Origin of the sequence: Enterobacter sp. RCC_40 (assembly GCF_041360735.1) — a bacterium.
GTDB lineage: Bacteria > Pseudomonadota > Gammaproteobacteria > Enterobacterales > Enterobacteriaceae > Enterobacter > Enterobacter ludwigii.
This window is the reverse complement of the sequence record NZ_JBFUPR010000004.1, coordinates 125,618-148,208: the sequence shown is the minus strand read 5'-3', so window position 1 is coordinate 148,208 and position 22,591 is coordinate 125,618. Positions and strand designations below refer to the sequence as shown.

At 55.1% G+C, this 22,591-nt stretch carries 28 protein-coding genes; 12 read left to right on the top strand and 16 right to left on the bottom strand.

The window, feature by feature from the left end; translation table 11 throughout:
- Positions 1-95: 95 nt before the first annotated feature.
- From trmB to AB6731_RS15315, 3 genes are read left to right on the top strand one after another with little or no spacing between them, the layout of a single operon-like run.
- Positions 96-815, top strand: a complete 720-nt coding sequence (gene trmB / locus AB6731_RS15325) for a tRNA (guanosine(46)-N7)-methyltransferase TrmB (RefSeq protein WP_020883687.1) — start codon at positions 96-98, stop codon at positions 813-815.
- Entirely contained in the window at positions 815-1,141 is a 327-nt protein-coding gene (locus tag AB6731_RS15320) for a YggL family protein (protein ID WP_032678951.1), read from the top strand. Before trmB ends, AB6731_RS15320 begins: the two co-directional genes overlap by 1 nt.
- Positions 1,142-1,197: 56 nt before the next feature.
- The gene (locus AB6731_RS15315) at positions 1,198-1,914 is read left to right on the top strand and encodes a DUF2884 domain-containing protein (protein ID WP_040018846.1); all 717 of its coding nucleotides are present in this window, start codon (positions 1,198-1,200) and stop codon (positions 1,912-1,914) included.
- A gap of 61 nt (positions 1,915-1,975) precedes the next feature.
- On the opposite strand, the gene AB6731_RS15310 is transcribed toward AB6731_RS15315, so the two are convergent.
- From AB6731_RS15310 to AB6731_RS15285, 6 genes are all read right to left on the bottom strand, one after another.
- Complete coding sequence (locus AB6731_RS15310; protein ID WP_328704182.1) at positions 1,976-2,338, bottom strand: endonuclease domain-containing protein; 363 nt, start codon at positions 2,336-2,338, stop codon at positions 1,976-1,978.
- Positions 2,339-2,401: 63 nt separating this feature from the next.
- Positions 2,402-3,544 carry a radical SAM family heme chaperone HemW gene (gene hemW, locus AB6731_RS15305; RefSeq protein ID WP_014171573.1) on the bottom strand — a complete coding sequence of 381 codons (1,143 nt, stop codon included), beginning with the start codon at positions 3,542-3,544 and terminating at the stop codon, positions 2,402-2,404.
- Positions 3,537-4,130 (bottom strand): XTP/dITP diphosphatase, encoded by a 594-nt coding sequence (locus AB6731_RS15300; RefSeq protein WP_014171572.1) that lies wholly within the window; start codon positions 4,128-4,130, stop codon positions 3,537-3,539. The genes hemW and AB6731_RS15300 overlap by 8 nt, the downstream gene beginning before the upstream one ends.
- Positions 4,131-4,133: 3 nt before the next feature.
- Positions 4,134-4,430 (bottom strand): DUF167 family protein YggU, encoded by a 297-nt coding sequence (yggU, locus tag AB6731_RS15295; protein WP_014885193.1) that lies wholly within the window; start codon positions 4,428-4,430, stop codon positions 4,134-4,136.
- Positions 4,427-4,993, bottom strand: a complete 567-nt coding sequence (locus tag AB6731_RS15290) for a YggT family protein (RefSeq protein ID WP_014171570.1) — start codon at positions 4,991-4,993, stop codon at positions 4,427-4,429. Before AB6731_RS15290 ends, yggU begins: the two co-directional genes overlap by 4 nt.
- A 21-nt stretch (positions 4,994-5,014) precedes the next feature.
- Complete coding sequence (locus tag AB6731_RS15285) at positions 5,015-5,716, bottom strand: YggS family pyridoxal phosphate-dependent enzyme (RefSeq protein WP_014171569.1); 702 nt, start codon at positions 5,714-5,716, stop codon at positions 5,015-5,017.
- 17 nt (positions 5,717-5,733) lie between these two features.
- Here AB6731_RS15285 and AB6731_RS15280 point away from each other — a divergent pair, with 17 nt between their 5' ends.
- Entirely contained in the window at positions 5,734-6,759 is a 1,026-nt protein-coding gene (locus AB6731_RS15280) for a type IV pilus twitching motility protein PilT (protein WP_214580503.1), read from the top strand.
- On the opposite strand, the gene ruvX is transcribed toward AB6731_RS15280, so the two are convergent.
- The 9 genes from ruvX to AB6731_RS15235 all read right to left on the bottom strand — a co-directional run bounded on the left by ruvX (position 6,725) and on the right by AB6731_RS15235 (position 14,165).
- Complete coding sequence (gene ruvX, locus AB6731_RS15275) at positions 6,725-7,141, bottom strand: Holliday junction resolvase RuvX (protein ID WP_014171567.1); 417 nt, start codon at positions 7,139-7,141, stop codon at positions 6,725-6,727. The two genes, AB6731_RS15280 and ruvX, sit on opposite strands and share 35 nt — an antisense overlap.
- A complete protein-coding gene (locus tag AB6731_RS15270) occupies positions 7,141-7,701 on the bottom strand; it encodes a YqgE/AlgH family protein (RefSeq protein WP_020883695.1) in 561 nt (186 codons plus the stop codon). The genes ruvX and AB6731_RS15270 overlap by 1 nt, the downstream gene beginning before the upstream one ends.
- Before the next feature lie 86 nt (positions 7,702-7,787).
- Positions 7,788-8,735, bottom strand: coding sequence for a glutathione synthase (gene gshB / locus AB6731_RS15265; protein WP_020883696.1), 948 nt, complete (start codon positions 8,733-8,735; stop codon positions 7,788-7,790).
- A gap of 39 nt (positions 8,736-8,774) precedes the next feature.
- Positions 8,775-9,506 (bottom strand): 16S rRNA (uracil(1498)-N(3))-methyltransferase, encoded by a 732-nt coding sequence (gene rsmE, locus AB6731_RS15260; RefSeq protein ID WP_020883697.1) that lies wholly within the window; start codon positions 9,504-9,506, stop codon positions 8,775-8,777.
- A 52-nt stretch (positions 9,507-9,558) separates the two neighbouring features.
- Positions 9,559-10,266, bottom strand: a complete 708-nt coding sequence (endA, locus tag AB6731_RS15255) for a deoxyribonuclease I (protein WP_232947204.1) — start codon at positions 10,264-10,266, stop codon at positions 9,559-9,561.
- 94 nt (positions 10,267-10,360) lie between these two features.
- Complete coding sequence (locus tag AB6731_RS15250; RefSeq protein WP_032670169.1) at positions 10,361-10,858, bottom strand: SprT family zinc-dependent metalloprotease; 498 nt, start codon at positions 10,856-10,858, stop codon at positions 10,361-10,363.
- 58 nt (positions 10,859-10,916) lie between these two features.
- Positions 10,917-12,314, bottom strand: coding sequence for a galactose/proton symporter (gene galP, locus AB6731_RS15245; protein WP_014171560.1), 1,398 nt, complete (start codon positions 12,312-12,314; stop codon positions 10,917-10,919).
- Between the two features lie 366 nt (positions 12,315-12,680).
- A complete protein-coding gene (gene metK, locus AB6731_RS15240; RefSeq protein WP_014171559.1) occupies positions 12,681-13,835 on the bottom strand; it encodes a methionine adenosyltransferase in 1,155 nt (384 codons plus the stop codon).
- Positions 13,836-13,982: 147 nt separating this feature from the next.
- On the bottom strand, positions 13,983-14,165 hold the full coding sequence (locus AB6731_RS15235; RefSeq protein WP_025203262.1) for a hypothetical protein: 183 nt from the start codon (positions 14,163-14,165) through the stop codon (positions 13,983-13,985).
- A 332-nt stretch (positions 14,166-14,497) separates the two neighbouring features.
- Here AB6731_RS15235 and yqgB point away from each other — a divergent pair, with 332 nt between their 5' ends.
- The 3 genes from yqgB to speB all read left to right on the top strand — a co-directional run bounded on the left by yqgB (position 14,498) and on the right by speB (position 17,744).
- Positions 14,498-14,629 (top strand): acid stress response protein YqgB, encoded by a 132-nt coding sequence (gene yqgB, locus AB6731_RS15230; protein ID WP_071605459.1) that lies wholly within the window; start codon positions 14,498-14,500, stop codon positions 14,627-14,629.
- Positions 14,630-14,637: 8 nt separating this feature from the next.
- Complete coding sequence (gene speA / locus AB6731_RS15225; RefSeq protein WP_020883700.1) at positions 14,638-16,614, top strand: biosynthetic arginine decarboxylase; 1,977 nt, start codon at positions 14,638-14,640, stop codon at positions 16,612-16,614.
- Positions 16,615-16,823: 209 nt separating this feature from the next.
- Positions 16,824-17,744, top strand: a complete 921-nt coding sequence (speB, locus tag AB6731_RS15220) for an agmatinase (RefSeq protein WP_014071686.1) — start codon at positions 16,824-16,826, stop codon at positions 17,742-17,744.
- 3 nt (positions 17,745-17,747) lie between these two features.
- Here speB and AB6731_RS15215 read toward each other — a convergent pair whose 3' ends face one another.
- Entirely contained in the window at positions 17,748-18,959 is a 1,212-nt protein-coding gene (locus AB6731_RS15215; RefSeq protein ID WP_050737281.1) for an MFS transporter, read from the bottom strand.
- A 417-nt stretch (positions 18,960-19,376) separates the two neighbouring features.
- On the opposite strand from AB6731_RS15215, the gene AB6731_RS15210 reads away from it, so the two are divergent.
- From AB6731_RS15210 to AB6731_RS15190, 5 genes are read left to right on the top strand one after another with little or no spacing between them, the layout of a single operon-like run.
- Positions 19,377-19,700, top strand: coding sequence for a non-heme iron oxygenase ferredoxin subunit (locus tag AB6731_RS15210; RefSeq protein WP_013098654.1), 324 nt, complete (start codon positions 19,377-19,379; stop codon positions 19,698-19,700).
- Entirely contained in the window at positions 19,697-20,005 is a 309-nt protein-coding gene (locus tag AB6731_RS15205) for a recombinase-like helix-turn-helix domain-containing protein (RefSeq protein WP_014171555.1), read from the top strand. The genes AB6731_RS15210 and AB6731_RS15205 overlap by 4 nt, the downstream gene beginning before the upstream one ends.
- Positions 20,006-20,015: 10 nt before the next feature.
- A complete protein-coding gene (locus AB6731_RS15200; protein WP_020883703.1) occupies positions 20,016-21,038 on the top strand; it encodes an aromatic ring-hydroxylating dioxygenase subunit alpha in 1,023 nt (340 codons plus the stop codon).
- Positions 21,038-21,787: an SDR family oxidoreductase gene (locus AB6731_RS15195; protein ID WP_063156838.1), complete on the top strand. Its 750-nt coding sequence runs from the start codon at positions 21,038-21,040 to the stop codon at positions 21,785-21,787. Before AB6731_RS15200 ends, AB6731_RS15195 begins: the two co-directional genes overlap by 1 nt.
- A gap of 12 nt (positions 21,788-21,799) precedes the next feature.
- Positions 21,800-22,588 (top strand): IclR family transcriptional regulator, encoded by a 789-nt coding sequence (locus AB6731_RS15190; protein WP_020883705.1) that lies wholly within the window; start codon positions 21,800-21,802, stop codon positions 22,586-22,588.
- The last annotated feature ends 3 nt before the right edge of the window (positions 22,589-22,591 follow it).

The window sequence follows — 22,591 nt, the reverse complement described above, 5'->3', positions numbered from 1 at the left end:
CTGCTGTAAACCGGATCTTTCCCATGCTTGCATAGAAGCCTTAACTTTGGATAATGCCCGTTTCCCGAACATTCTCACAAGCAGACAACTCTTTTATGAAAAACGACGTCATTTCACCGGAATTTGATGAAAACGGTCGCCCGCTGCGCCGTATTCGCAGCTTTGTCCGCCGTCAGGGTCGCCTGACCAAAGGGCAGCAACATGCGCTGGACAACTACTGGCCGGTGATGGGCGTTGAGTTCAGCGAGCAGCCTCTGGACTTTACCGAGCTGTTTGGTCGCGACGCGCCGGTAACACTGGAGATTGGCTTCGGTATGGGGTCTTCACTGGTTACCATGGCCCACGCGCGCCCGGAGCAAAATTTCCTCGGCATTGAGGTGCACTCACCAGGCGTAGGCGCATGTCTGGCAACGGCTCATGAAGAGGGCGTTGAGAACCTGCGCGTTATGTGTCACGACGCGGTTGAAGTGCTGCACAAAATGATTCCTGACAATTCTTTGACCATGGTTCAGCTCTTTTTCCCTGACCCGTGGCACAAAGCACGGCATAATAAACGCCGTATCGTTCAGGCGCCGTTTGCTGAGCTGGTAAAAAGTAAGCTGAAACTGGGCGGTGTCTTCCATATGGCGACCGACTGGGAACCTTATGCGGAACATATGCTGGAAGTCATGTCGTCTCTGGACGGGTATAAAAACCAGTCTGCAAGCAACGACTATGTACCGCGTCCGGATTCACGTCCGGTGACAAAATTTGAACAGCGTGGCCATCGTCTTGGTCACGGCGTATGGGACTTAATGTTCGAGAGGGTGAAATAATGGCAAAGAATCGTAGCCGTCGTCTGCGTAAAAAAATGCACATCGAAGAATTCCAGGAAGTGGGCTTCTCCGTTGCGTGGCGTTTCCCGGAAGGCACCAGCGTAGACCAGATCGATCAGGACGTAGATGCGTTCATTAATGAAGTGATCGAGCCAAACAAGCTGGCCTTTGATGGTAGCGGTTACCTGGCATGGGAAGGTCTGATCTGCACCCAGCAAGTCGGTAAATGCACCGAAGAACATCAGGCGCTTGTGCGCAAATGGCTTGAAGACCACAAACTGGAAGATGTCCGCGTCAGCGAACTTTTTGACGTTTGGTGGGACTAATTAAGCAGTAAGGGGCCAGCATTAGCTGGCCCATTTTGTCTGAGGGAGTGTTTAAGATGCGCAAAACGTTGCTGGCTGTTGCCTTAATGGCAACCGGATTCACCGCTCATGCGGAGTATAAATGTAGCGTCACCCCGCGTGATGACGTGGTGTTAAGCCCGCAAACCGTACAGGTCAAAGGCGAGAACGGTCATCTGGTGATTACGCCGGACGGGAACGTCACATTTAACGGTAAACAGTACAACCTGACCCCCGCTCAGCGTGAGCAGGCGAAAGACTACCAGGCCGATTTGCGTACCGCGCTGCCGTGGATTGATGAAGGTGCCCTGACGCGCGTAGAGAAGAGCCGCGTCGCGCTGGATAAGATCATCACCAAAGAGGTGGGAGAGAGCAGTAACATGCGCACCCGCCTGACGAAGCTCGACAAACAGCTGAAAGAGCAGATGAACCGCATTATTGAGCATCGCGCCGACGGCCTGACGTTCCATTACAAGGCAATCGATCAGGTTCGTGCCGACGGTCAGCAGCTGGTGAACCAGGCAATGGGTGGCATCCTGCAGGACAGTATTAACGAGATGGGGGCTAAAGCGGTGCTGAAAGGCGGCGGTAACCCACTGCAGGGCGTGCTCGGTAGTTTGGGTGGGCTGCAGACCTCGATTCAGAACGAGTGGAAGAACCAGGAAGACGATTTCCAGCAGTTCGGCAAAGACGTCTGTAAACGCGTGGTGTCGCTGGAAGATAGCCGCAAGGCGCTGGTGGGAACGCTGAAGTAATTTCCCCTCACCCTAACCCTCTCCCCAAAGGGGCGAGGGGATGGTTTGCGCCCTCTCCCTTTCAGGGAGAGGGCCGGGGTGAGGGTTGCAGCATTTGCAGTGTTTCAAGGATCTTTTCTAACACCGCTTCTTCGTTATTCCAGAGTTCGTTGTTCCAAAATCGAATGACATACCAGCCTTTCTCGTTAAGCCAGCACGTTCTTTGACGATCGTATTCCTGCTTTTCATCATGTTGCCCGCCATCCAGTTCAATAGCCAGATGAGCCGCACAGCAGGCGAAATCCAGAATGTAGTGATCTACAGGATGTTGTCGACGAAATTTATAATTTTCGAAGCGGCGGCTGCGCAGTAGATACCAAAGCCGTCTTTCTTCTTTTGTCAGCTCCCGTCTGAGCTGTTTTGCATCAGTACGAGTAATATCCATCCCCACACTCTGCCAGCCTTTCCCTCAGCCGGCAGAATGGGGTGCAAAATCCTGAATCAGCCTTCAGGAATCTTCTGCGAGGAACAACTCAAGGAGGGAGTTTAAAAACAGTTTGCCGTGCTCGGTGATCTGCCAGTAATCCTCACACTCGGTGAGATATCCCTGCGCCAGCGCCTCGTCAATCTGCGGACGAATCGTGGCTTCCGGCAATCCAGTATAACGCGCAAACTCCGCACGTGGTGCGGGTTCCAGCAAGCGGAAGCGGTTCATAAAGAACTCAAACGGTTTATCCGCCGCCTCAACATCATGCTGACGTTCAAGGTAGCGGCCTTCCATGTAACCACGCGGATGACGCGTTTTGGCGGTACGCAGGATGCGCCCGTCAGGGAAGGTCACTTTACCGTGCGCGCCACAGCCAATCCCCAGATAATCACCAAAGCGCCAGTAGTTCAGGTTGTGCTGACACTGGTAACCCGGCTTCGCGTATGCGGAGGTTTCGTACTGCTGATAACCTGCTGCGGTCAAAAGCTGATGACCTTGCTCAAAGATATCCCACAGGGCGTCATCATCCGGCAGCACCGGCGGACGGGAACCAAACAGCGTGTTTGGCTCAATAGTCAACTGATACCAGGAGAGATGCGGTGGGTTAAGCGCGATCGCCTGACGCAGATCGTCCAGCGCTTCCTCCAGCGACTGGTCCGGCAGGCCGTGCATCAAATCCAGGTTAAAGCTGCGCAGGCCTAAGCCAGTGGCCAGGTTTGCCGCGCGCTTTGCCTCTTCCGGGCCGTGAATGCGTCCCAGACGTTTCAGCTTCGGCTCGCTAAAGCTCTGGACACCGATCGAGATGCGGTTTACGCCTGCACGTTGATAATCGACAAAACGGTCGGCTTCAACGGTGCCGGGGTTGGCTTCCATTGTTATTTCAGCATCCGCGGCCAGGTTCAGGCGCGCACGCACGCCGTCCAGCAGCGTTTGCATCGCCGGGCCAGAAAGCAGGCTCGGCGTACCGCCACCAATGAAAATGGTCTTAACTTCACGTCCCTGTGCGTAAGGTACATCGGCATCGAGGTCGGCCAGCAGATGCGCAACGTAGTCATCATGCGGCACTTCACCTTTCAGCGCGTGCGAGTTGAAATCGCAGTACGGGCATTTCTGCACGCACCACGGGATGTGAATATAAAGACTCAGAGGCGGCAAATTAGCCATTACGCAGTGCTTCCAGTAACAGTTTCAGGGCGCGTCCACGGTGGGAAATCGCGCTTTTCTCTTCGCGGGACAGTTCCGCAGCGGTTTTGCCCTCAGACGGGACAAAGAAAATCGGGTCGTAGCCAAAGCCACCACTGCCTGCCGCTTCACGGGTAATCACACCCGGCCAGCTGCCGTGGCAGACGACTGGCGTAGGGTCTTCGGCATGACGCAGATAGACCAGTACGCAGTGGAACTGAGCCTGGCGTTTATCATCTGGCACGTCTTTCAGCGCGACAAGCAGCTTTTCCAGATTCTGCTGGTCGGTGGCATCGACGCCAGAATAGCGTGCGGAGTAGATACCCGGCGCACCGCCAAGGGCATCTACCGCCAGACCGGAGTCGTCGGCAATCGCGGGCAAACCGGTAATCTGTGCGGCATGGCGCGCTTTCAGGATCGCGTTTTCGATAAACGTCAGCCCTGTCTCTTCGGCGGAATCCACACCCAGTTCGGTCTGTGCAACGACATCCAGTCCAAAATCATTTAATAGCGAGGCCAGCTCGCGCACTTTACCGGCGTTACCGGTAGCGAGAACAACTTTCTGCATGGTTTAATCCTGCTCTGTCAGCGCCGCGACTTCCGTCGGGATAGATTGCGGGTTGAGAATTTTTACCTGTTTATGCCGCCCAAGTTCACCTTTCTCGATGATCACCTGGCTTTTGGCGACACGAAACTGTTTTGCCAGATATTTGGTCAGATGCGCATTCGCCTGGCCATCAACCGGTGGGGCAGTGATGGCGACTTTTAGCTCGTCGCCATGCAGTCCAACAATACTGTCACGGCTGGCTTTCGGCTGAATATACAGCCGTAAAACCAGCCCGTCAGCGCAGGTGCTCACTGCACTCATAGCGCCATCCACAGCCCCGGCAGCAGCATATCGCCCGTGGACTGTAACAGCTCAGCGATCCCCATATTCACGACGTACAGCAGCAGAACCAGGATCATCGGAGAGAAATCGATGCCGCCCATAGACGGAAGCAGGTTACGGATTGGACGCAGCAGCGGTTCAGCCAGCTGAATTAACGCGTACTCCACCGGACTACGGCCCTGGCTTACCCAGCTCATGATCGCCATGACCAGCAGCACCCAGAAGATCAGCAGACCGACGGTTTTTATCAGGATCAGAACGGCGGCAATCCAGATTATCGGCTGGAAGGTGATAACCATAAACAGCACAATCGCTTTGATCACGCTCAGAATAAACGCGACCAGCAGAGAAGCACTGTCAATGGGACCCATCGCCGGAATGACGCGACGCAGCGGTCCTACGATAGGTTGCGTGATTTTCACGACAAACTGCGAGAACGGATTGTAAAAATCACAGCGGGCCCACTGCATCCAGACGCGCAGTAACAGCGCCATCGTATACAGCTCAATGACCGTTGAAAGCAGGAAAGTCAACGTCTTCATGGCGTTCCTCAGGTTTCCTTATTATTGGGTGTAATCGCGCGCACCGAAAATTGCCGTGCCGATGCGCACCATAGTGCTGCCTGCCGCGATGGCGGCTTCCATATCATCCGACATGCCCAGAGAAAGCGTGTCTACCGTTTCATAGCGCGCTTTAAGCGCCTCAAATGCTACAGCCATTTGCTGTGCCACGGCAAACTGCCTTTCATAACTTGACTCCGGTGCCGGGATGGCCATTAACCCGCGCAGGGTTAAGCGCGGCAGTGCCGCGACGTCTGCTGCCAGCGCATCCAGTTCTTCCAGCGCAATACCGGACTTGCTGTTTTCGTCACTGATGTTGACCTGAATCAGCACATTCAGCGGCGGTAACGCTTCAGGGCGCTGGTCGTTCAGGCGCGAAGCAATACGCAAACGGTCAATGGTATGGCACCAGTCGAAATGTTCAGCGACCAGACGGCTTTTGTTCGACTGCAAGGGGCCAATAAAGTGCCATTGCAGATCCGTCTTCCCCTGTTCCTGGAAGAAGCGAATTTTATCCACGCCCTCCTGCACGTAGTTTTCACCAAACGCATGCTGACCCGCCTCAATCGCATCTGCGATGGCGCTCGCAGGCTTGGTTTTACTCACTGCAAGTAACGTAATTTCTTCTGAAGCACGGCCGCAACGTGTTGCTGCAGCTGAGATTTTGTCCCGGACCTGTGCCAGGTTGTGCGCAATGTCGTTCATTTTCCGAGGAGTATTGTATGGATGTGGAAGAAATTGTGGCCCTTAGTGTAAAGCATAATGTCTCCGATCTACACCTGTGCAGTGATTCGCCACCGCGCTGGCGCAGATCAGGTCGTCTTGAACCCGCGCCGTTTCCGCCTCCCGAAGTCGATACGCTATTAAAAGCGTGGCTCAACGATGAGCAGCAGGGAACGTGGTGGGCGAACGGGCAGGTGGATTTTGCCGTTACCCTGGCGGGCAATCAGCGCCTGCGCGGAAGCGCGTTTAAACAGACAAGCGGCGTCTCAATGACGCTGCGGCTGTTGCCCGGGGTCTGCCCGCAACTCTCCGTGTTGGGGGTGCCCCGGGTTGTTCCTGAGCTGTTATCCAGTGACAACGGGCTAATTCTGGTCACCGGGGCAACCGGCAGCGGTAAGTCCACTACGCTGGCAGCGATGGTGGATTTTCTTAATCACCATACTGACGGGCATATTCTGACGCTCGAAGACCCGGTGGAGTTTCTGTACCAGAGCGAACGGTGCCTGATCCAGCAGCGCGAGATTGGCCAACACAGCCCGTCATTTGCCGACGCGCTGCGCGGGGCGTTACGCCAGGATCCTGATGTCATACTGCTGGGTGAGCTGCGCGACAGTGAAACAATCCGCCTCGCGCTGACGGCGGCAGAAACCGGACATCTGGTGCTCGCGACACTGCATACCCGCGGGGCAGCGCAGGCGATTGAGCGGCTGGTCGATACGTTTCCGGCGCAGGAGAAAGATCCGGTGCGCAATCAGCTGGCCGGCAGCCTGCGGGCGGTGCTGGCGCAAAAGCTCCTCCCCGATGCGCAGGGCGGGCGCGTGGCGCTTTATGAGCTGCTGGTGAATACTCCGGCGGCGGCGAATCTCATTCGCGAAGGAAAAACGTGGCAATTGCCCGGTATTATTCAAACCGGCCAGCAGTCGGGGATGCAGAACTTTGACCAGAGCCTGGCTGAAAGACGGGCGCAGGGGCAACTCCAGGCCCCGGCGCTCAATAACCCTGTTCGAAATAGCTTTCGAGAATGATGACAGCAGACGCGGAGTCAACGCTGCCTTTGTTGAGAGCCCTGAAACCGCCGTGTTCAAAAAGACCTGCGCGTGCTTCAACGGTGCTCAGACGCTCGTCGTGGAGCTTCACGGAGACGCCAAAGCGGCCATGGATTTTATTGGCGAACTTACGCGCTCGGGCGGTAAGCGGTTGTTCAGTGCCATCCATGTTCAGCGGTAACCCAACGATGACGTCATCCGGCTGCCACTCTTTTAGCAGGCGCTCGATGAGGTTCCAGTCCGGTGTGCCGTCACTGGCCTTCAGGGCCGTGAGTGGACGTGCGGTACCCGTGATTCGCTGACCCACGGCGACGCCTATGCTTTTGGTGCCAAAATCGAAGGCCAGAAGTGTTCCGCTCATCAGGCATGCCCCGCTACGCCAGGCATAGTCAGGATATCAATGCCGATCAGTTTTGCGGCGTCACGCCAGCGATCGGCAATAGGGGTTTTAAACAGAATGTTCATGTCCGCAGGCGCGGTCAGCCAGGCGTTATCGAGGATCTCTTGCTCAAGCTGGCCTTTCTCCCAGGAGGAGTAGCCCAGCGCCACCAGCACTTCCGACGGCTGCTCAGCGGTACCCAGCGTTTCGAGTACGTCGCGAGAGGTCGTAATGACGGTGTTGTCAGAGATGCGAATACTGGAAGAGAAGACCGGCGGCGTATGCAGGATAAAACCGCGATCCTCTGCGAGTGGCCCGCCCAGCATCACCGGTTTATCAAGCCTGATTTCCGGCAGACGCTCTTCAGCCGAAATTTTCAGCTTGTCCAGAATCCCTTCAACCTGCAGGTTTTCCAGCGGTTTGTTGATGATAATGCCCATCGCGCCGTCTTCATTGTATTCACAAATATAAACCACAGCGCGGCGAAAAATCGGATCCTGGAGAGCAGGCATGGCAATAAGAAAGTGATGCTGTAAATTCATTGTCAGAGGTACTGTTTCCTGGTTTAAAAAGCGACAGCCCCAGTATGCGGACAAACCGGGGTGCTGTCACTAATAGTATTGAAAGGTTATTTCTGTAAACGTTTCTCGATGGCGTCCATCAGCATTCCGGTGATCGAAATCGGGAATTCCGCTTCGATTTCACGAATACAGGTTGGGCTGGTCACGTTCACTTCGGTCAGACGATCGCCGATGATATCCAGGCCGACAAAAATCAGGCCCTTGGCTTTCAGTGTCGGGCCAACGCGGCGGGCAATTTCCCAGTCGCTTTCACTTAACGGGCGCGGCTCACCGCGACCACCTGCCGCGAGGTTACCGCGGGTTTCGCCGCCCTGCGGGATACGCGCGAGGCAATACGGCACCGGTTCACCATCCACCACCAGAACGCGTTTATCGCCATCTTTAATGGCCGGGAGGTAGTTTTGTGCCATGCAGTAACGCGTGCCCAGCTCGGTCAGCGTTTCGGCAATCACCCCAATATTCGGGTCGCTCTCCTTCACGCGGAAAATAGATGCGCCACCCATGCCGTCCAGCGGTTTCATGATGATGTCGCCGTGTTTCTGCCAGAACGCTTTCAGCTGTGCCTTGTTGCGGGTCACCAGCGTTTCAGGCGTCAGGTCAGAGAACCATGCAGTGTAGAGCTTCTCGTTACAGTCGCGCAGGCTCTGCGGTTTGTTGACGATCAGCGTTCCTTTCTCTTCCGCGCGCTCAAGGATATAGGTGCAGTAGATGTATTCGGTGTCGAACGGAGGATCTTTACGCATCAGAATGACATTGAGGTCGGCAAGGGCAATATCCTGCTCGGTGCCGAATTCATACCATTTGTCGTAATTCTGCTCGACGTTAACGATGCGGGTGCGTGCGCGGGCTTCACCGTTGATCAGGTAAAGATCGTTCATCTCCATGTAGTGGAGTTCATAGCCGCGACGCTGCGCTTCCAGCAGCATCGCGAAGCTGGAATCTTTCTTGATGTTAATGTTTGCGATGGGATCCATCACGATGCCGAGCTTGATCATTTTCATCTCCGTTAAAAGCCTGAGGGCTCAGGCTTAGCGTTAACCCAGATCGCCAAAACGCACCTGTAGCGCGGTAATGGCTGTGAGTGCCGTTGTCTCAGTACGCAGAACGCGAGGTCCCAACAGAATATCAGTAAACTGGTAACGCGCCGTCATGGCAATTTCGTCAGCGGACAAGCCGCCTTCCGGACCAATCAGCAGGCGAACACGTTCAACGGGTAGCGGCAGCGTATTGATGCTGGCGCTGGCGCGTGGATGGAGATTGAGCTTCAGCCCGCTTTCCTCTTCAGCACACCAGTCCTCCAGATCCATCGCCGGGCGGATCTCCGGAATACGGTTGCGGCCACTCTGTTCACAGGCAGCAATGGCAATTTTCTGCCACTGCTGGATCTTTTTATTCAGACGTTCCGCATCCAGTTTAACGCCACAGCGCTCAGAAAAAAGTGGCGTAATGAGGCTTACACCCAGTTCAATGGATTTCTGGATGGTGAATTCCATCTTTTCTCCGCGCGACATCACCTGTCCCAGGTGTATGTGCAGCGGAGATTCACGGTCATCCACTTCGCCGCGCAATATCGTTACATGCACGCTTTTTTTATCAGCACGCGTAATTTCCGCGTCGAAAACCTGATTAGAACCATCAAACAGCTGAATAGCTTGTCCTGCTCCCATGCGCAGTACGCGACCAACATGGTTGGCGGCATCGTCAGAGAGGGCAATTTCGCGGCCGACGGTAATCAGCTCAGGGTGGTAGATGCGAGGAATGCGCATAGTCAGAAATTCCATATGTCATGCGGTGTAAGCGAATTGCCGCTAGTGTAGGTTAGCTCTTTTGCGCCTGGCAAGCCCGCTGGACGTAAGGGTTGTGATTACCCTGAACTTTCGCGATGCGCTCGTCACGCTGGCATTCCCATTCCGTCACCGGATATTGCTTGTCCCACGCGTTGAACAGCTGCGTCTGCTGGCGGGAAAGGTTGAGGTCGTAACGGTCACGCATATAGAAATAGGTGCGGGCGATACTGCCGCGCGCGCGGGCCGGGGGCTCAGCGACTTTCTCTTTAAAATCAACTTTCATGCCGCACTGGCCGTACTGACCCTCTCCGCCGTTCCACTGGCTGTACATAAAGTTGCCGCGATCGCCATTCACCTCGCCAACCGCGGGTTGCAGGTTGTGCATATCGCTTTCCATCTGGCGATAGACCGGATCTTTGGCGCAATTTTTACGACCGCCATCCTGCCAGCACTGACGCTGGTGGCCAAACTGCCATGCCGGCACCACGTGTTCCCACTCGATGCGGCTGGCGCGGTTTTCATTCTTACGCACTTTATAGCCGCAGGATTCGAGATCAACGATCCCTTTTTTACCCTGCCAGTTAATCTTACAGCCGCAATAAAAATCACCGGGAACATCCGCGTTGACCTTCACGCCCGCCGCTTTTGCCTGGGAGAAACTGTTAATACCGTCGGCCAGAGCCTGGCCGGAGAGTGCTGTCGCCAGAAAAGCGACCGCGAGAGAAAAATTACGGGACATCTTACACTCCGTGTCAAAACGAGCCCGCAACGTAACGAATGTTGTTCCTGTATGCAATCAGTCAGATCAGGAAAGTTCCTGAAAGTTCAGTTGGTTATTCCGCGACCAGCGGTTCACCACATTTGACGCAACGGTAGGTGGCCTCGCCGCGCACCACGCGATTATGACGGCGAACGGTAAGTTGATGCTGCTGACACTGGCAGCGGTAGGGGAAGGTATTGCGGCGTACCGACTCAAGTTCAAACTGATGGGTTCTGCGTGCCGGAACGCCCAGCACGGCTTCCATCATCCACTTCCACTCTTTGCCGTGGGGTGCCACGCGGCCAAAGTGTTTCCATACCAGCAGGTGCGCCAGCTCGTGCGGCACCACTTCCTCAATAAACGCCTGCTGATTTTCCAGCATCAGCACCGGGTTCAGACGGATCTCATAGGATTCGAGCCATGCCGTGCCCGCCGCCGTGCCACGCTGTTGGTAGACGAGTTTCGGCTCAGGGTAATTCCGGCCGAGTTTCAGGTTGGCCTGGGCGAGTTTTTCCCGCAGGCTGCGCATAACGGCTTGCTGAAGGGCGATGGGGAGACGGGGTGCTTTCATAGGGGCAGAGCATAAAGCGCGAAGCGGGGAGGTGCAAGAGGCACCTCCCGCCAGAGAATTAGTCGTGTGCGCCAATCTCGCGCAGTGGACGACCTTTCATCAGGTTACGTTCAATATGTTCCAGTGACACGTGTTTGGTTTCAGGAACCAGCCACAGCGTCAGAACAATAAAGAAGATGTTCAGGCCGGAGTAGACCCAGAAGGTGTTCGCGTTGCCCAGCGTATTGAGCATGGTCAGGAACGTCGCACCGACAATCATGTTGGCAATCCAGTTGGTCGCGGTGGAGCAGGTGATACCGAAATCACGCCCTTTCAGCGGCTGGATTTCAGAGCACAGCACCCAAATCAGCGGACCGGCGCTCATCGCAAACCCGACGATAAACATCAGCAGCATGCCCACTGCGAAATACTGGGCGGTTGGAGAGTGAATCCCCACGTGCATCATCGTGCCGAGAACCCCCATACCGGCGGCCATCACCAGGAAGCCCAGCGTCAGGGTTGGCTTACGGCCCCAGCGGTCCACCAGACCGATAGCGATAAAGGTCGCCAGAACGTTAGTCAACCCAACGATGACGGTCCCCCACATCTGCTCGGTGGTATTGGTATACCCCGCCAGTTCAAAGATTTTTGGTGCGTAGTACATGATGACGTTCATCCCGGTGAACTGCTGCATCACCTGCAGGAGCACGCCCAGGAATACCGCACGACGGAAGTTGCTGTTCTCTTTAAACAGCGCCCAGCCTGACTGTTTTACCTTCAGGCTCTCGCGGATCTCTTCCAGTTCGTTTTTGGCTTCCGCGCTGGTATCGCGCAGTCGCAGCAGCACGCGCTCGGCATCGACGAAACGACGCTTCGCTGCAAACCAGCGTGGGCTGTCCGGCAGGAAGAAAACGCCAATCAGCAGCAGAATGGCAGGGATAATGATCACGCCAAGCATCCAGCGCCATGCGCCGCTGTAGCTGAACGCGGTATCGGAAAGGTAAGCCCCGAGGATGCCGATGGTGATCATCAGCTGGTACATCGAAATCATGCTGCCACGGATTTTCTCGGGTGCGATTTCAGAGAGATAGAGTGGGGCGGTATACGACGCCACACCCACGGCCAGGCCAAGCAGCACGCGAGAAAGCAGCAATACCTCAACGTTTGGAGCCGCTGCTGAGAAGAGCGAACCGGCAACAAACAGGATTGCACCGATCATCAGGCTCTTTTTGCGGCCCAGCCTGAAAGAGAGCCAGCCGCTGCCCACTGCACCCACGGCCGCACCAAACATCATGGAGCTTACTACCCACTCCTGGGTGTGAGCGCTTATCTGGAACTCTTCAGTGATAAAGGGTAACGCACCGGCAATCACGCCAATGTCCAGGCCAAAAAGTAATCCTGCCAGGGCGGCGAGGAAGCAGACGAAAAATGTCATCGCCTTATTGGACGTACGCCCCTGTTTTTTATTGTCAGGCATTATGCCCTCCAGTTGGGTTATCAGTTTTATCGATGTTAAGGGTAAGTGAGCAACCCGGATAAATATGTGAGATAAATCACATTGGTGTAATCGGTTACACTGGTGTGCAACCGTAAATAAAATTAAAGCTTTGAAAATATAGAGGTAAATTAGTTGATGCGCATCGCGTTTGAATGAATTTCAGACTTAACTGAAAGGAAATGTAACAGCATAAGACATGCGATCATGCAAAGAGATTATTCTGAAAGCGAGGTATATCGGGTGGGGTGTAATCGGTTTCACGCAAAGCGCAGTGTCAGGCTATCTGGCTGACAAAAGCAAAAGGCCAGCACGGGGCTGGCCTTTTTAACATTCGCTGTCAGTCGATTATTTCAGACCGGCAGCTTCACGCAGCAGAGCGGCTTTGTCGGTTTTTTCCCATGGGAAATGTTCACGACCAAAGTGACCGTATGCAGCGGTTTCTTTGTAGATTGGGTGCAGCAGATCCAGCATCTGAATCAGACCGTATGGGCGCAGGTCGAAGAACTCGCGCACCAGCAGTGTCAGTTGCTCGGATGGCACTTTCTCGGTACCAAAGGTTTCAACCATGATGGAGGTCGGTTCAGCCACGCCGATAGCGTAGGAAACCTGAATCTCACAGCGGTCAGCCAGGCCAGCAGCAACGATGTTTTTCGCAACATAACGCGCAGCGTACGCAGCAGAACGGTCAACTTTAGACGGGTCTTTACCGGAGAAGGCACCGCCACCGTGACGTGCCATGCCGCCGTAGGTATCAACGATGATTTTACGGCCGGTCAGACCGCAGTCACCCATTGGGCCGCCGATAACAAAGCGTCCGGTTGGGTTGATGAAGTATTTGGTTGCGGAGCTCAGCCATTCAGTTGGCAGAACCGGCTTGATGATCTCTTCCATCACTGCTTCCTGCAGGGATTTCTGGTCGATCTCTTCGGAATGCTGAGTAGACAGAACGACCGCGTCAATACCGACGATTTTGCCGTCGTCGTACTGGAAGGTCACCTGGCTTTTCGCATCAGGACGCAGCCACGGCAGGGTGCCATTCTTGCGCACTTCAGCCTGACGCTGCACCAGACGGTGTGCGTAGGTCACTGGCGCTGGCATCAGCACGTCAGTTTCGTTGGTTGCATAACCAAACATCAGGCCCTGGTCGCCCGCGCCCTGTTCCAGCGGATCGGCACGGTCAACGCCCTGGTTGATGTCCGGAGACTGTTTGCCAATTGCGCTCAGTACCGCACAAGAGTTGGCATCAAAGCCCATATCAGAATGGACATAACCGATCTCACGAACCGTGTTACGGGTGATCTCTTCGATATCCACCCATGCGCTGGTGGTGATCTCACCGCCAACCAGAACCATGCCGGTTTTGACGTAGGTTTCACACGCGACGCGCGCTTTTGGATCCTGCGTCAGGATCGCATCAAGCACCGCATCGGAGATTTGGTCAGCAATTTTATCTGGATGTCCTTCTGATACGGACTCGGACGTAAACAGGTGTTTTGCCATGTTTTATTTCACCTAAAAGGAATTTGTTTAGCTCAAGCTGCTGTGTGGGATAGCCAAAGGAGATAATTCTACCAAGGCCTGCAGGTTAATGACACTGGCAGTCTGAGTGTTAATCAGTATGGATGGATTAACATCTGGATGGCTATTTTAGGTCAGTTCTTCGCCCGATTTCCAGTTTTTTTTGACTAACCTCTCACTGAGTTGAATTCGCTGCTGGAAATTTTTCCTGACGGCGCTGGCAACCCGCGCATTTATCTTTTGCAATTTACCCCTGTTCTCGGTATAAAACGCGGCGCGCGGCTCATACCAATAAGCGCTCGATGAACTCATCGTGTCGCCACTTCCAGCCGGGTTAAGCAGTGAACTTTTAGCTTTGGCTTGTGGTCCGTTTCAGCAGGAGCGGCCGTGGAGGTGATACGAGATAATGAACCAGTGTTTTCCGCTAATTCAGCGCAGCCGTTCTGGCGCGTATTTGATTCCCGCAACCCGCATTTCTAATCTGCAAACCTGCCGATGTTATACCCATCTCGGGGCTTCTCAGGATTCCAGGGCCGGTCACGCTTTGTGAAAACTGAACAAGGGCGCTCTTGTTAAGACAAGAGTTTTCTCGTGGTTTCGCCGAACGTTGTCATAATTAAGTTCGGACACGTGTTTACAATGATATGAATATGAAACCGGTCGCACGGTCTGGTTTTCAGCATAGTCTGCTGGGAAATGGATCCGTTTATGGGTTGTTATCGCCGTATAACGCTGCGATAGTAGTCAACTGTTTTACACTTAATACAAAGAGTTGAGGTTCGCTATGTCTGACGACATGTCTTCGCTTTCGCCTTCGTCAGCGGGCGAACAGGGTGTACTACGTTCCATGCAGGAGGTTGCGATGAGCTCCCAGGAAGCCAGCAAGATGCTGCGCACTTACAATATTGCCTGGTGGGGCAATAACTACTACGACGTCAACGAACTGGGCCATATCAGCGTTTGCCCGGATCCTGACGTTCCTGAAGCGCGCGTGGATCTCGCCAAACTGGTGAAAGCACGCGAGGCGCAGGGCCAGCGTTTGCCTGCACTGTTCTGCTTCCCGCAGATCCTGCAACATCGTCTGCGTTCCATTAACGCCGCGTTTAAACGCGCGCGTGAATCTTACGGCTATAAAGGCGATTACTTCCTGGTTTACCCTATCAAGGTGAACCAGCACCGCCGCGTGATTGAATCCCTGATCCACTCCGGTGAACCGCTGGGCCTGGAAGCGGGTTCCAAAGCGGAGCTGATGGCCGTGCTGGCACATGCTGGCATGACCCGTTCGGTGATCGTCTGTAACGGTTATAAAGACCGTGAATACATTCGTCTGGCGCTGATTGGCGAAAAGATGGGCCACAAGGTCTATCTGGTAATCGAGAAGATGACAGAGATCGCTATCGTGCTGGAAGAGGCGGAGCGACTGAACGTTATCCCGCGTCTGGGCGTGCGTGCGCGTCTGGCGTCGCAGGGTTCCGGTAAATGGCAGTCCTCAGGCGGCGAAAAATCCAAATTTGGTCTCGCGGCGACCCAGGTTCTGCAGCTGGTTGAGATTCTGCGTGAGCGTGGTCGTCTGGACAGCATTCAGCTGTTGCACTTCCACCTCGGCTCGCAGATGGCCAACATTCGCGACATCGCCACCGGCGTACGCGAATCAGCACGTTTTTACGTTGAGCTGCACAAGCTTGGCGTAAACATTCAGTGCTTCGACGTGGGCGGTGGTCTGGGCGTGGATTATGAAGGTACCCGCTCGCAGTCCGACTGCTCCGTGAACTACGGCCTGAACGAATATGCCAATAACATCATCTGGGCGATTGGCGATGCCTGTGAAGAGCACGGCCTGCCGCACCCAACGGTGATCACCGAGTCTGGTCGCGCGGTTACCGCACACCACACCGTGCTGGTATCGAACATTATCGGCGTTGAACGCAGTGAAATTTCCGAGGTAACCCCACCGGCTGAGGACGCGCCTCGTGCGCTGCAAAGCATGTGGGAGACCTGGCAGGAGATGCACGAGCCGGGTACCCGCCGTTCGCTGCGCGAGTGGCTGCACGACAGCCAGATGGATCTGCATGATATTCATGTGGGGTATTCATCGGGCACGTTCAGCCTGCAGGAACGCGCATGGGCAGAGCAGCTTTATCTGAACATGTGCCACGACGTACAGCAGCAGCTGGACCCGAGCAACCGTGCTCACCGTCCGATTATTGACGAACTGCAGGAGCGCATGGCGGACAAAATGTACGTCAACTTCTCGCTGTTCCAGTCGATGCCGGATGCCTGGGGTATCGATCAGCTGTTCCCGGTTCTGCCGCTGGAAGGGCTGAACCACGCCCCGGAACGTCGTGCGGTGCTGCTGGACATCACCTGCGACTCTGACGGTGCTATCGATCACTACGTCGACGGCGACGGTATCGCGACCACGATGCCTATGCCAGAGTACGATCCGGAGAACCCGCCGATGCTGGGCTTCTTCATGGTCGGTGCCTATCAGGAGATCCTCGGCAACATGCATAACCTGTTCGGTGACACCGAAGCGGTTGACGTGTTTGTCTTCCCTGACGGCAGCGTAGAAGTTGAGCTGTCCGACGAAGGGGACACCGTGGCGGACATGCTCGAATACGTTCAGCTGGATCCGAAAAAGCTGCTGACCCAGTTCCGTGACCAGGTGAAGAATACCGGTCTGGACGACGCGCTGCAGCAGCAGTTCCTGGAAGAGTTTGAAGCGGGTCTTTACGGATACACCTATCTGGAAGACGAGTAAGTAAACCTGCCTCTCTCTGTTGGAGAGGGGCGGCGTGAGGGCAAGGGGCAATACCCTCGCCTATACTCACTTGAACCCGTATGAATTAGCGGCGATAATTCGCCCCAATAAGCGATTTACAAATCAATCCCTTCCTCGTCGGGTTTAACGACGCGGAGGGGATTTTTTTTCATCTGTTTTTAATGTATCGACTTTAAAGAGGTCAGGACATGAGCACTTTAGGCCATCAGTACGATAACTCTCTGGTATCTAACGCGTTTGGTTTTTTACGTCTCCCGATGAACTTCCAGCCGTACGACAGTGACGCTGACTGGGTGATCACCGGCGTGCCGTTTGATATGGCCACGTCAGGCCGTGCTGGTGGCCGTCATGGTCCGGCAGCTATTCGTCAGGTCTCCACTAACCTGGCCTGGGAGCACAACCGCTTCCCGTGGAACTTCGACATGCGCGAGCGCCTGAACGTGGTTGACTGCGGTGACCTGGTGTACGCCTTTGGCGACGCGCGCGAGATGAGTGAAAAACTGCAGGCCCATGCCGAAAAACTGCTGGCTGCCGGTAAACGCATGCTCTCCTTCGGAGGTGACCACTTCGTCACGCTGCCGCTGCTGCGTGCTCACGCGAAGCACTTCGGTAAGATGGCGCTGGTGCATTTTGATGCCCATACCGACACCTACGCGAACGGCTGTGAATTCGACCATGGCACCATGTTCTTCACCGCGCCAAACGAAGGTCTGATCGATCCAAACCACTCTGTGCAGATTGGTATTCGTACCGAGTTTGATAAAGATAATGGCTTCACCGTGCTGGATGCCGGCCAGGTGAACGATCGCGGCGTGGATGACATCATCGCTCAGGTAAAACAGATTGTCGGCGATATGCCGGTTTACCTGACCTTCGATATCGACTGCCTGGATCCGGCGTTTGCCCCGGGCACCGGCACGCCGGTGATCGGCGGCCTGACCTCTGACCGCGCCATCAAACTGGTGCGCGGCCTGAAGGATCTGAACATCGTGGGTATGGACGTGGTGGAAGTGGCTCCGGCTTACGACCAGTCAGAGATCACTGCTCTGGCAGCGGCCACCCTCGCGCTGGAAATGCTCTACATCCAGGCCGCGAAAAAAGGCGAATAAGCCTTACGCCCGGATTGCTGCTGCGCGACGCATGCGCAGCAGCAACATGCCTCCTGCCAGCAGGGTGATAACCTGCGAGACGACCAGCACCGAAAACCCTGAGCTGACTGAACCCACCGATTTCATCACCATCCCCATCAGCAGCGGAATAAACGCCGCGCAAATATTCCCAATCCCGTTGATGATCCCGTAGGCACTGCCAACGGCTTCCCGCGCCGCATGATGCTGGATAACCGCCGGAATGGCTGCCCCCTGAAGTCCCCAGAAAATATTGGCAGAGAGCATAAACAGCGCCAGCCAGCCGGGCTGGTGGCTCAGCATCAGCATGACGACGGAACTCGCCGTTAAGATCCCGCCCACCACAAACAGCAGCGGTGCCTGGTCCGGGCGCATTTTATCGAGCAGCACACCGCCCAGAAACTTTGAGCCAAGACTCAGCAGGAAGGGGATAGCCGCGAGAAAGCCGGTCGCGTGCAGGGAGAAGTGGTGTTCATCGCGCAGCCAGGCCGGAAGCCAGGCGCTGCTGCCCCAGAGATAACTCAGCGTGGCGATTTCAACCAGCAGGATCCAGCCCAGAAGCGGCGTCTGCCAGGCAAGCGTAAAGGTCTGCACAAACCCGGACGTTCGGCGCTTTTCCGTATGTTGAGGGGCCGGCAGGAAACGCCAGATTAACCCTCCACCCAGCGCCAGATTGATCGCCGCGAGGGCATAAAATGAGCCCGCCCAGCCAAGGTGTGCCATCAGCCAGGTGATCAGCGGAAAGCCTACCGCCAGCCCCAGTGAAACGCCCAGCGCGGTAACGGCGTTGGGCTTACCAATCTCCCCGGCGCTAAAGTTATCGCTGATAAAGCGTGTTTTCAGTGAAAAGAGTGGGCCTTCGGCAATGCCTAAAATCAGGCGGGCGATGAGCATGCCCATCAGCGACCCCAGCAGTGGCGAGATGGCGCAAACCACGGCCCATATCGCAATGCTGGTTAACAATCCCTGTCGATAATGTAATTTGCTTTCGATAACTGGGGTCAATAGTAAAGCGGAAAAACCATAACCCAGCAAAAAGCAGGTCATGAGCATTCCTTGTAACATTCTGTTTTCATTTAGCTGAAAATGTTCGGCAAATTCAGGATTTAAAATCATCACCGAGATATTTACGCGGTCAACGTAGGAAATAATAATGAGCACCAGAAGTGCCACCGTGCCTTGCCATCTTGCCGTCATTTAATCCGCCTTAATCGTGCTGTCTGTTTATATTTTTTATGAACGTTATTGTCACGTAACTAAAATGGTTCACCTGTGAAACTCATTGTTTTAATGGGATAAATTAAATTAAAGTTTCACAGGTGAAACACCATAGGTATGCGCGTATATAATTTTTAAGGAATAAAAAGAAAAGAAGTCAATCTCTATTTTAAAAAATAAAAGATCATCAAAAAAATGTATTCATTCACGCCTGAATAATGAAAATTTCATATCGCTGCATTTTTTCGTGATCGCTTGCACACTTAGCTAATTAAACCTCGACTGATTAACAAATTCGTCACATTCGCGCTTGACGAAACATTCATCGCTTTTATATTGACCGTATTAAATAAGAAACAGAGTTTCATATATGAAACAAAAGCCTGGAGGATCGTGATGAGCTGGATAGGCGTATGTGACGCAGAACAAGTACAGGAAGATTTCCCTTTTAGCGGTAACGTCGAGGGCAAAGAGATCGGCGTTTATTTGATTGATGGCGAATATTACGCACTGGAAGACGTATGCCCGCACGCTTACGCGCTGCTGAGTCAGGGTTTCGTCGAGGACGGTAAAGTGGAATGTCCGCTGCATGAGGCGGTTTTCGATGTCAAAACCGGACAGTGCCTGCACGGCCCCGGCGGACGTAACCTCAATCGTTACCCGGTTCGGGTATTTGAAAACCAGATCCAGATTACCTTCGTCGAGGAGACAGTGGCATGAGCGAAAGTCTGAACTTCAACCCGGCGCTGCCGGAAAGCCGTCAGTTTACCCCTCCGGCTGAGGGCGGTAACGGCGCCATCCATAAGCCCGGTGATTACCAGAACCTGATCTGGCAGACCCGCAGCCGCGTACCGGAAAACTGGGAAATCACGCTTATCTCCACGCTGGAAGACCTTTTCGAACAGGGGGCTGAAACCGTGCCGGAACTGGTCAACGGGCTGAACGCTGTACGTATGCACGATCAGCAGGGCGAGCCATGGAGCGATGCCAGCTTCCAGGCTTTCTTACAGGTTAACGGCTACTGAGGGCAATGCGATGACGACTACCGTACAAAACTATCTTGATAAAGGTCTGCGCGGCCTCTGGTACCCGGTGCTGGCGAGCTGGGAAGTTCAGTCTGCGCCCGTGGGGATCACCCGTCTGGGCGAACAGATTGTGGTCTGGCGCAACAAAGATGGCCAGGTGCAGGCGCTGGAAGATCGCTGTCCGCACCGTGGCGCGCGTCTGTCGATGGGCTGGAATCTGGGCGATCGTATCGCCTGCTGGTATCACGGCGTGGAAGTGGCGGGCAACGGCGAAGTGAAGGATGTGCCTGCGGTGGACAAATGTCCGCTGGTCGGCCAGCAGTGTGTGCGCAGCTACAACGTGCAGGAAGTGCACGGGGCCATCTTCCTTTGGTTTGGCGTTACCGCCGATCAGCAACCCGACGAACTGAGCTTCCCGGACGAACTGGCTGACACCGACGCCTACAGCAATTTTCTCTGCACCGCCGCGTGGAAATGCAATTACCAGTACGCACTGGAAAACGTGATGGACCCGATGCACGGCACCTATCTGCACTCTTCGTCGCACTCCATGGCGGAAGGGGATCGCAAAGCGGATATGGTTCTGCAGCCGACGAAAACCGGGTTTATCTTCGAGAAAAAAGGCCAGAGCGGCGTCAACTTCGACTGGGTTGAGCTGGGCAACAGCGGCACCTACTGGATGCGTTTGTCCATTCCTTATAAGAAGCGTTTCGGGCCGGGCGGTCACTTCTTCATTGTTGGCATGGTGGTGCCGGAAGATAACGATAACTGCCGCGTCTTCTTCTGGCGTATCCGCCGCGTGCAGGGCTGGCAGCGCGATATGTGGCGTTTCATGTACCGTAACCGTCTGGAAAAACTGCACTGGGAAGTCCTTGAGCAGGACCGCGTGGTGCTGGAGAGCATGGCGCCAGATGCACGGGAACATGAATACCTTTACCAGCATGATGTGGGCCTTTCGCGCCTGCGCCGCATGATGCAAAAAGCGGCGAAAGAGCAGCTGGCGGCGCGTGAAGCTCAGCAGGGAGCCGCCTGATGAATGGGCTGCTGAACGGGAAACGCATCGTGGTGACCGGTGCCGCGCGTGGGCTGGGCTTTCATTTCGCGAAAGCCTGCGCAGAGCAGGGCGCGGCGGTGGTGATGTGCGACATCCTTCAGGGCGAGCTGGCTGAAAGCGCGCATGGCTTAAGTGAGAAGGGCTATGCGATTGAATCACACGTTATCGATCTGGCCGATCCGCTCTCCATTTCGCGGGTGTTCAGCACCATTGGCGAACAGGGACCGATCGACGGTCTGGTCAATAACGCAGCGATGGCGACCGGGGTCGGCGGCAAGGACATGCTTGATTACGATCCGGATCTGTGGGACCGGGTGATGAGCGTTAACGTTAAAGGCACCTGGCTGGTTACCCGGGATGCGGTACCGCTGCTGCGCGAAGGGGCAGCTATTGTCAATGTGGCTTCCGATACCGCGCTGTGGGGCGCGCCGCGCCTGATGGCCTACGTGGCCAGCAAGGGCGCCGTGATTGCCATGACCCGTTCAATGGCACGTGAGCTGGGTGAAAAACGCATTCGTATTAACGCCATCGCCCCGGGCTTAACCCGCGTCGAAGCGACGGAATATGTTCCTGCAGAGCGGCATCAGCTTTACGAAAACGGCCGGGCGCTCACCGGGGCGCAGCAGCCGGAAGACGTCACCGGCAGCGTGGTCTGGCTGTTAAGCGATCTGTCGCGGTTTATCACCGGACAGCTGATTCCGGTCAACGGCGGTTTTGTCTTTAACTGAGGTAAAGCAAATATGGCAAGCGATCACGAAGTGAAGTACCTGGTGCCCGGGCTGGAGCGAGGCTTACAGCTGCTGCTGGCCTTTGGCGAGCAGCACCGTGAACTGACCTTTGCCGAGCTGCACAGGCTGGTCGATATGCCGAAAGCCACCGCCTACCGCGTGGTACAAACGCTGGAATACATGGGTTTTCTGGAGCGCAACACGCGAACCAATACCTTCTCGCTTGGCATGAACGTCCTGCGTCTGGGCTTTGAATACATCGCCTCACTGGATGTGGCGCAGGTCGGTCAGCCGGTCATCGAGCAGCTGCGTGACGTCAGCCAGTGCAGCAGTCATCTGGCGATCCGCGACGGGCGCGACATCATCTATATCGCCCGCGTCAGCGCCGCCGGTTCTCGCATCAATCAGGTGAGCATTGGTACCCGTTTGCCGGTGCACTGCACGTCGCTGGGGCGCATGCTGCTGACCGATATTTCGCGAGCCGATTTCGAACAGCTGTTCCCGCACGAGCGTCTGCCGGGCAACACGCCGGGCCAGATCCACGACCGTGAAGCGTTGTGGCAGATGGTGCAGCAGGACAAAGCACGCGGCTATGTGATCGGCGAATCCTTCTTCCGTCATGGCATCTCCTCCATCGTTTATCCGGTGTATGACCGCAGCGGAAGGGTGGCAGCCGTGGTGAGCATTCTGGTGCCTTCGGAGGAGATCCCGCAGACCGATCGCGAGCGCCTGCAAAACGATGTCCGCATGGCGGCGGATAAAATTTCTGGCTTCTTAGGGTATTTGTCACAGGCCAGTTAAATC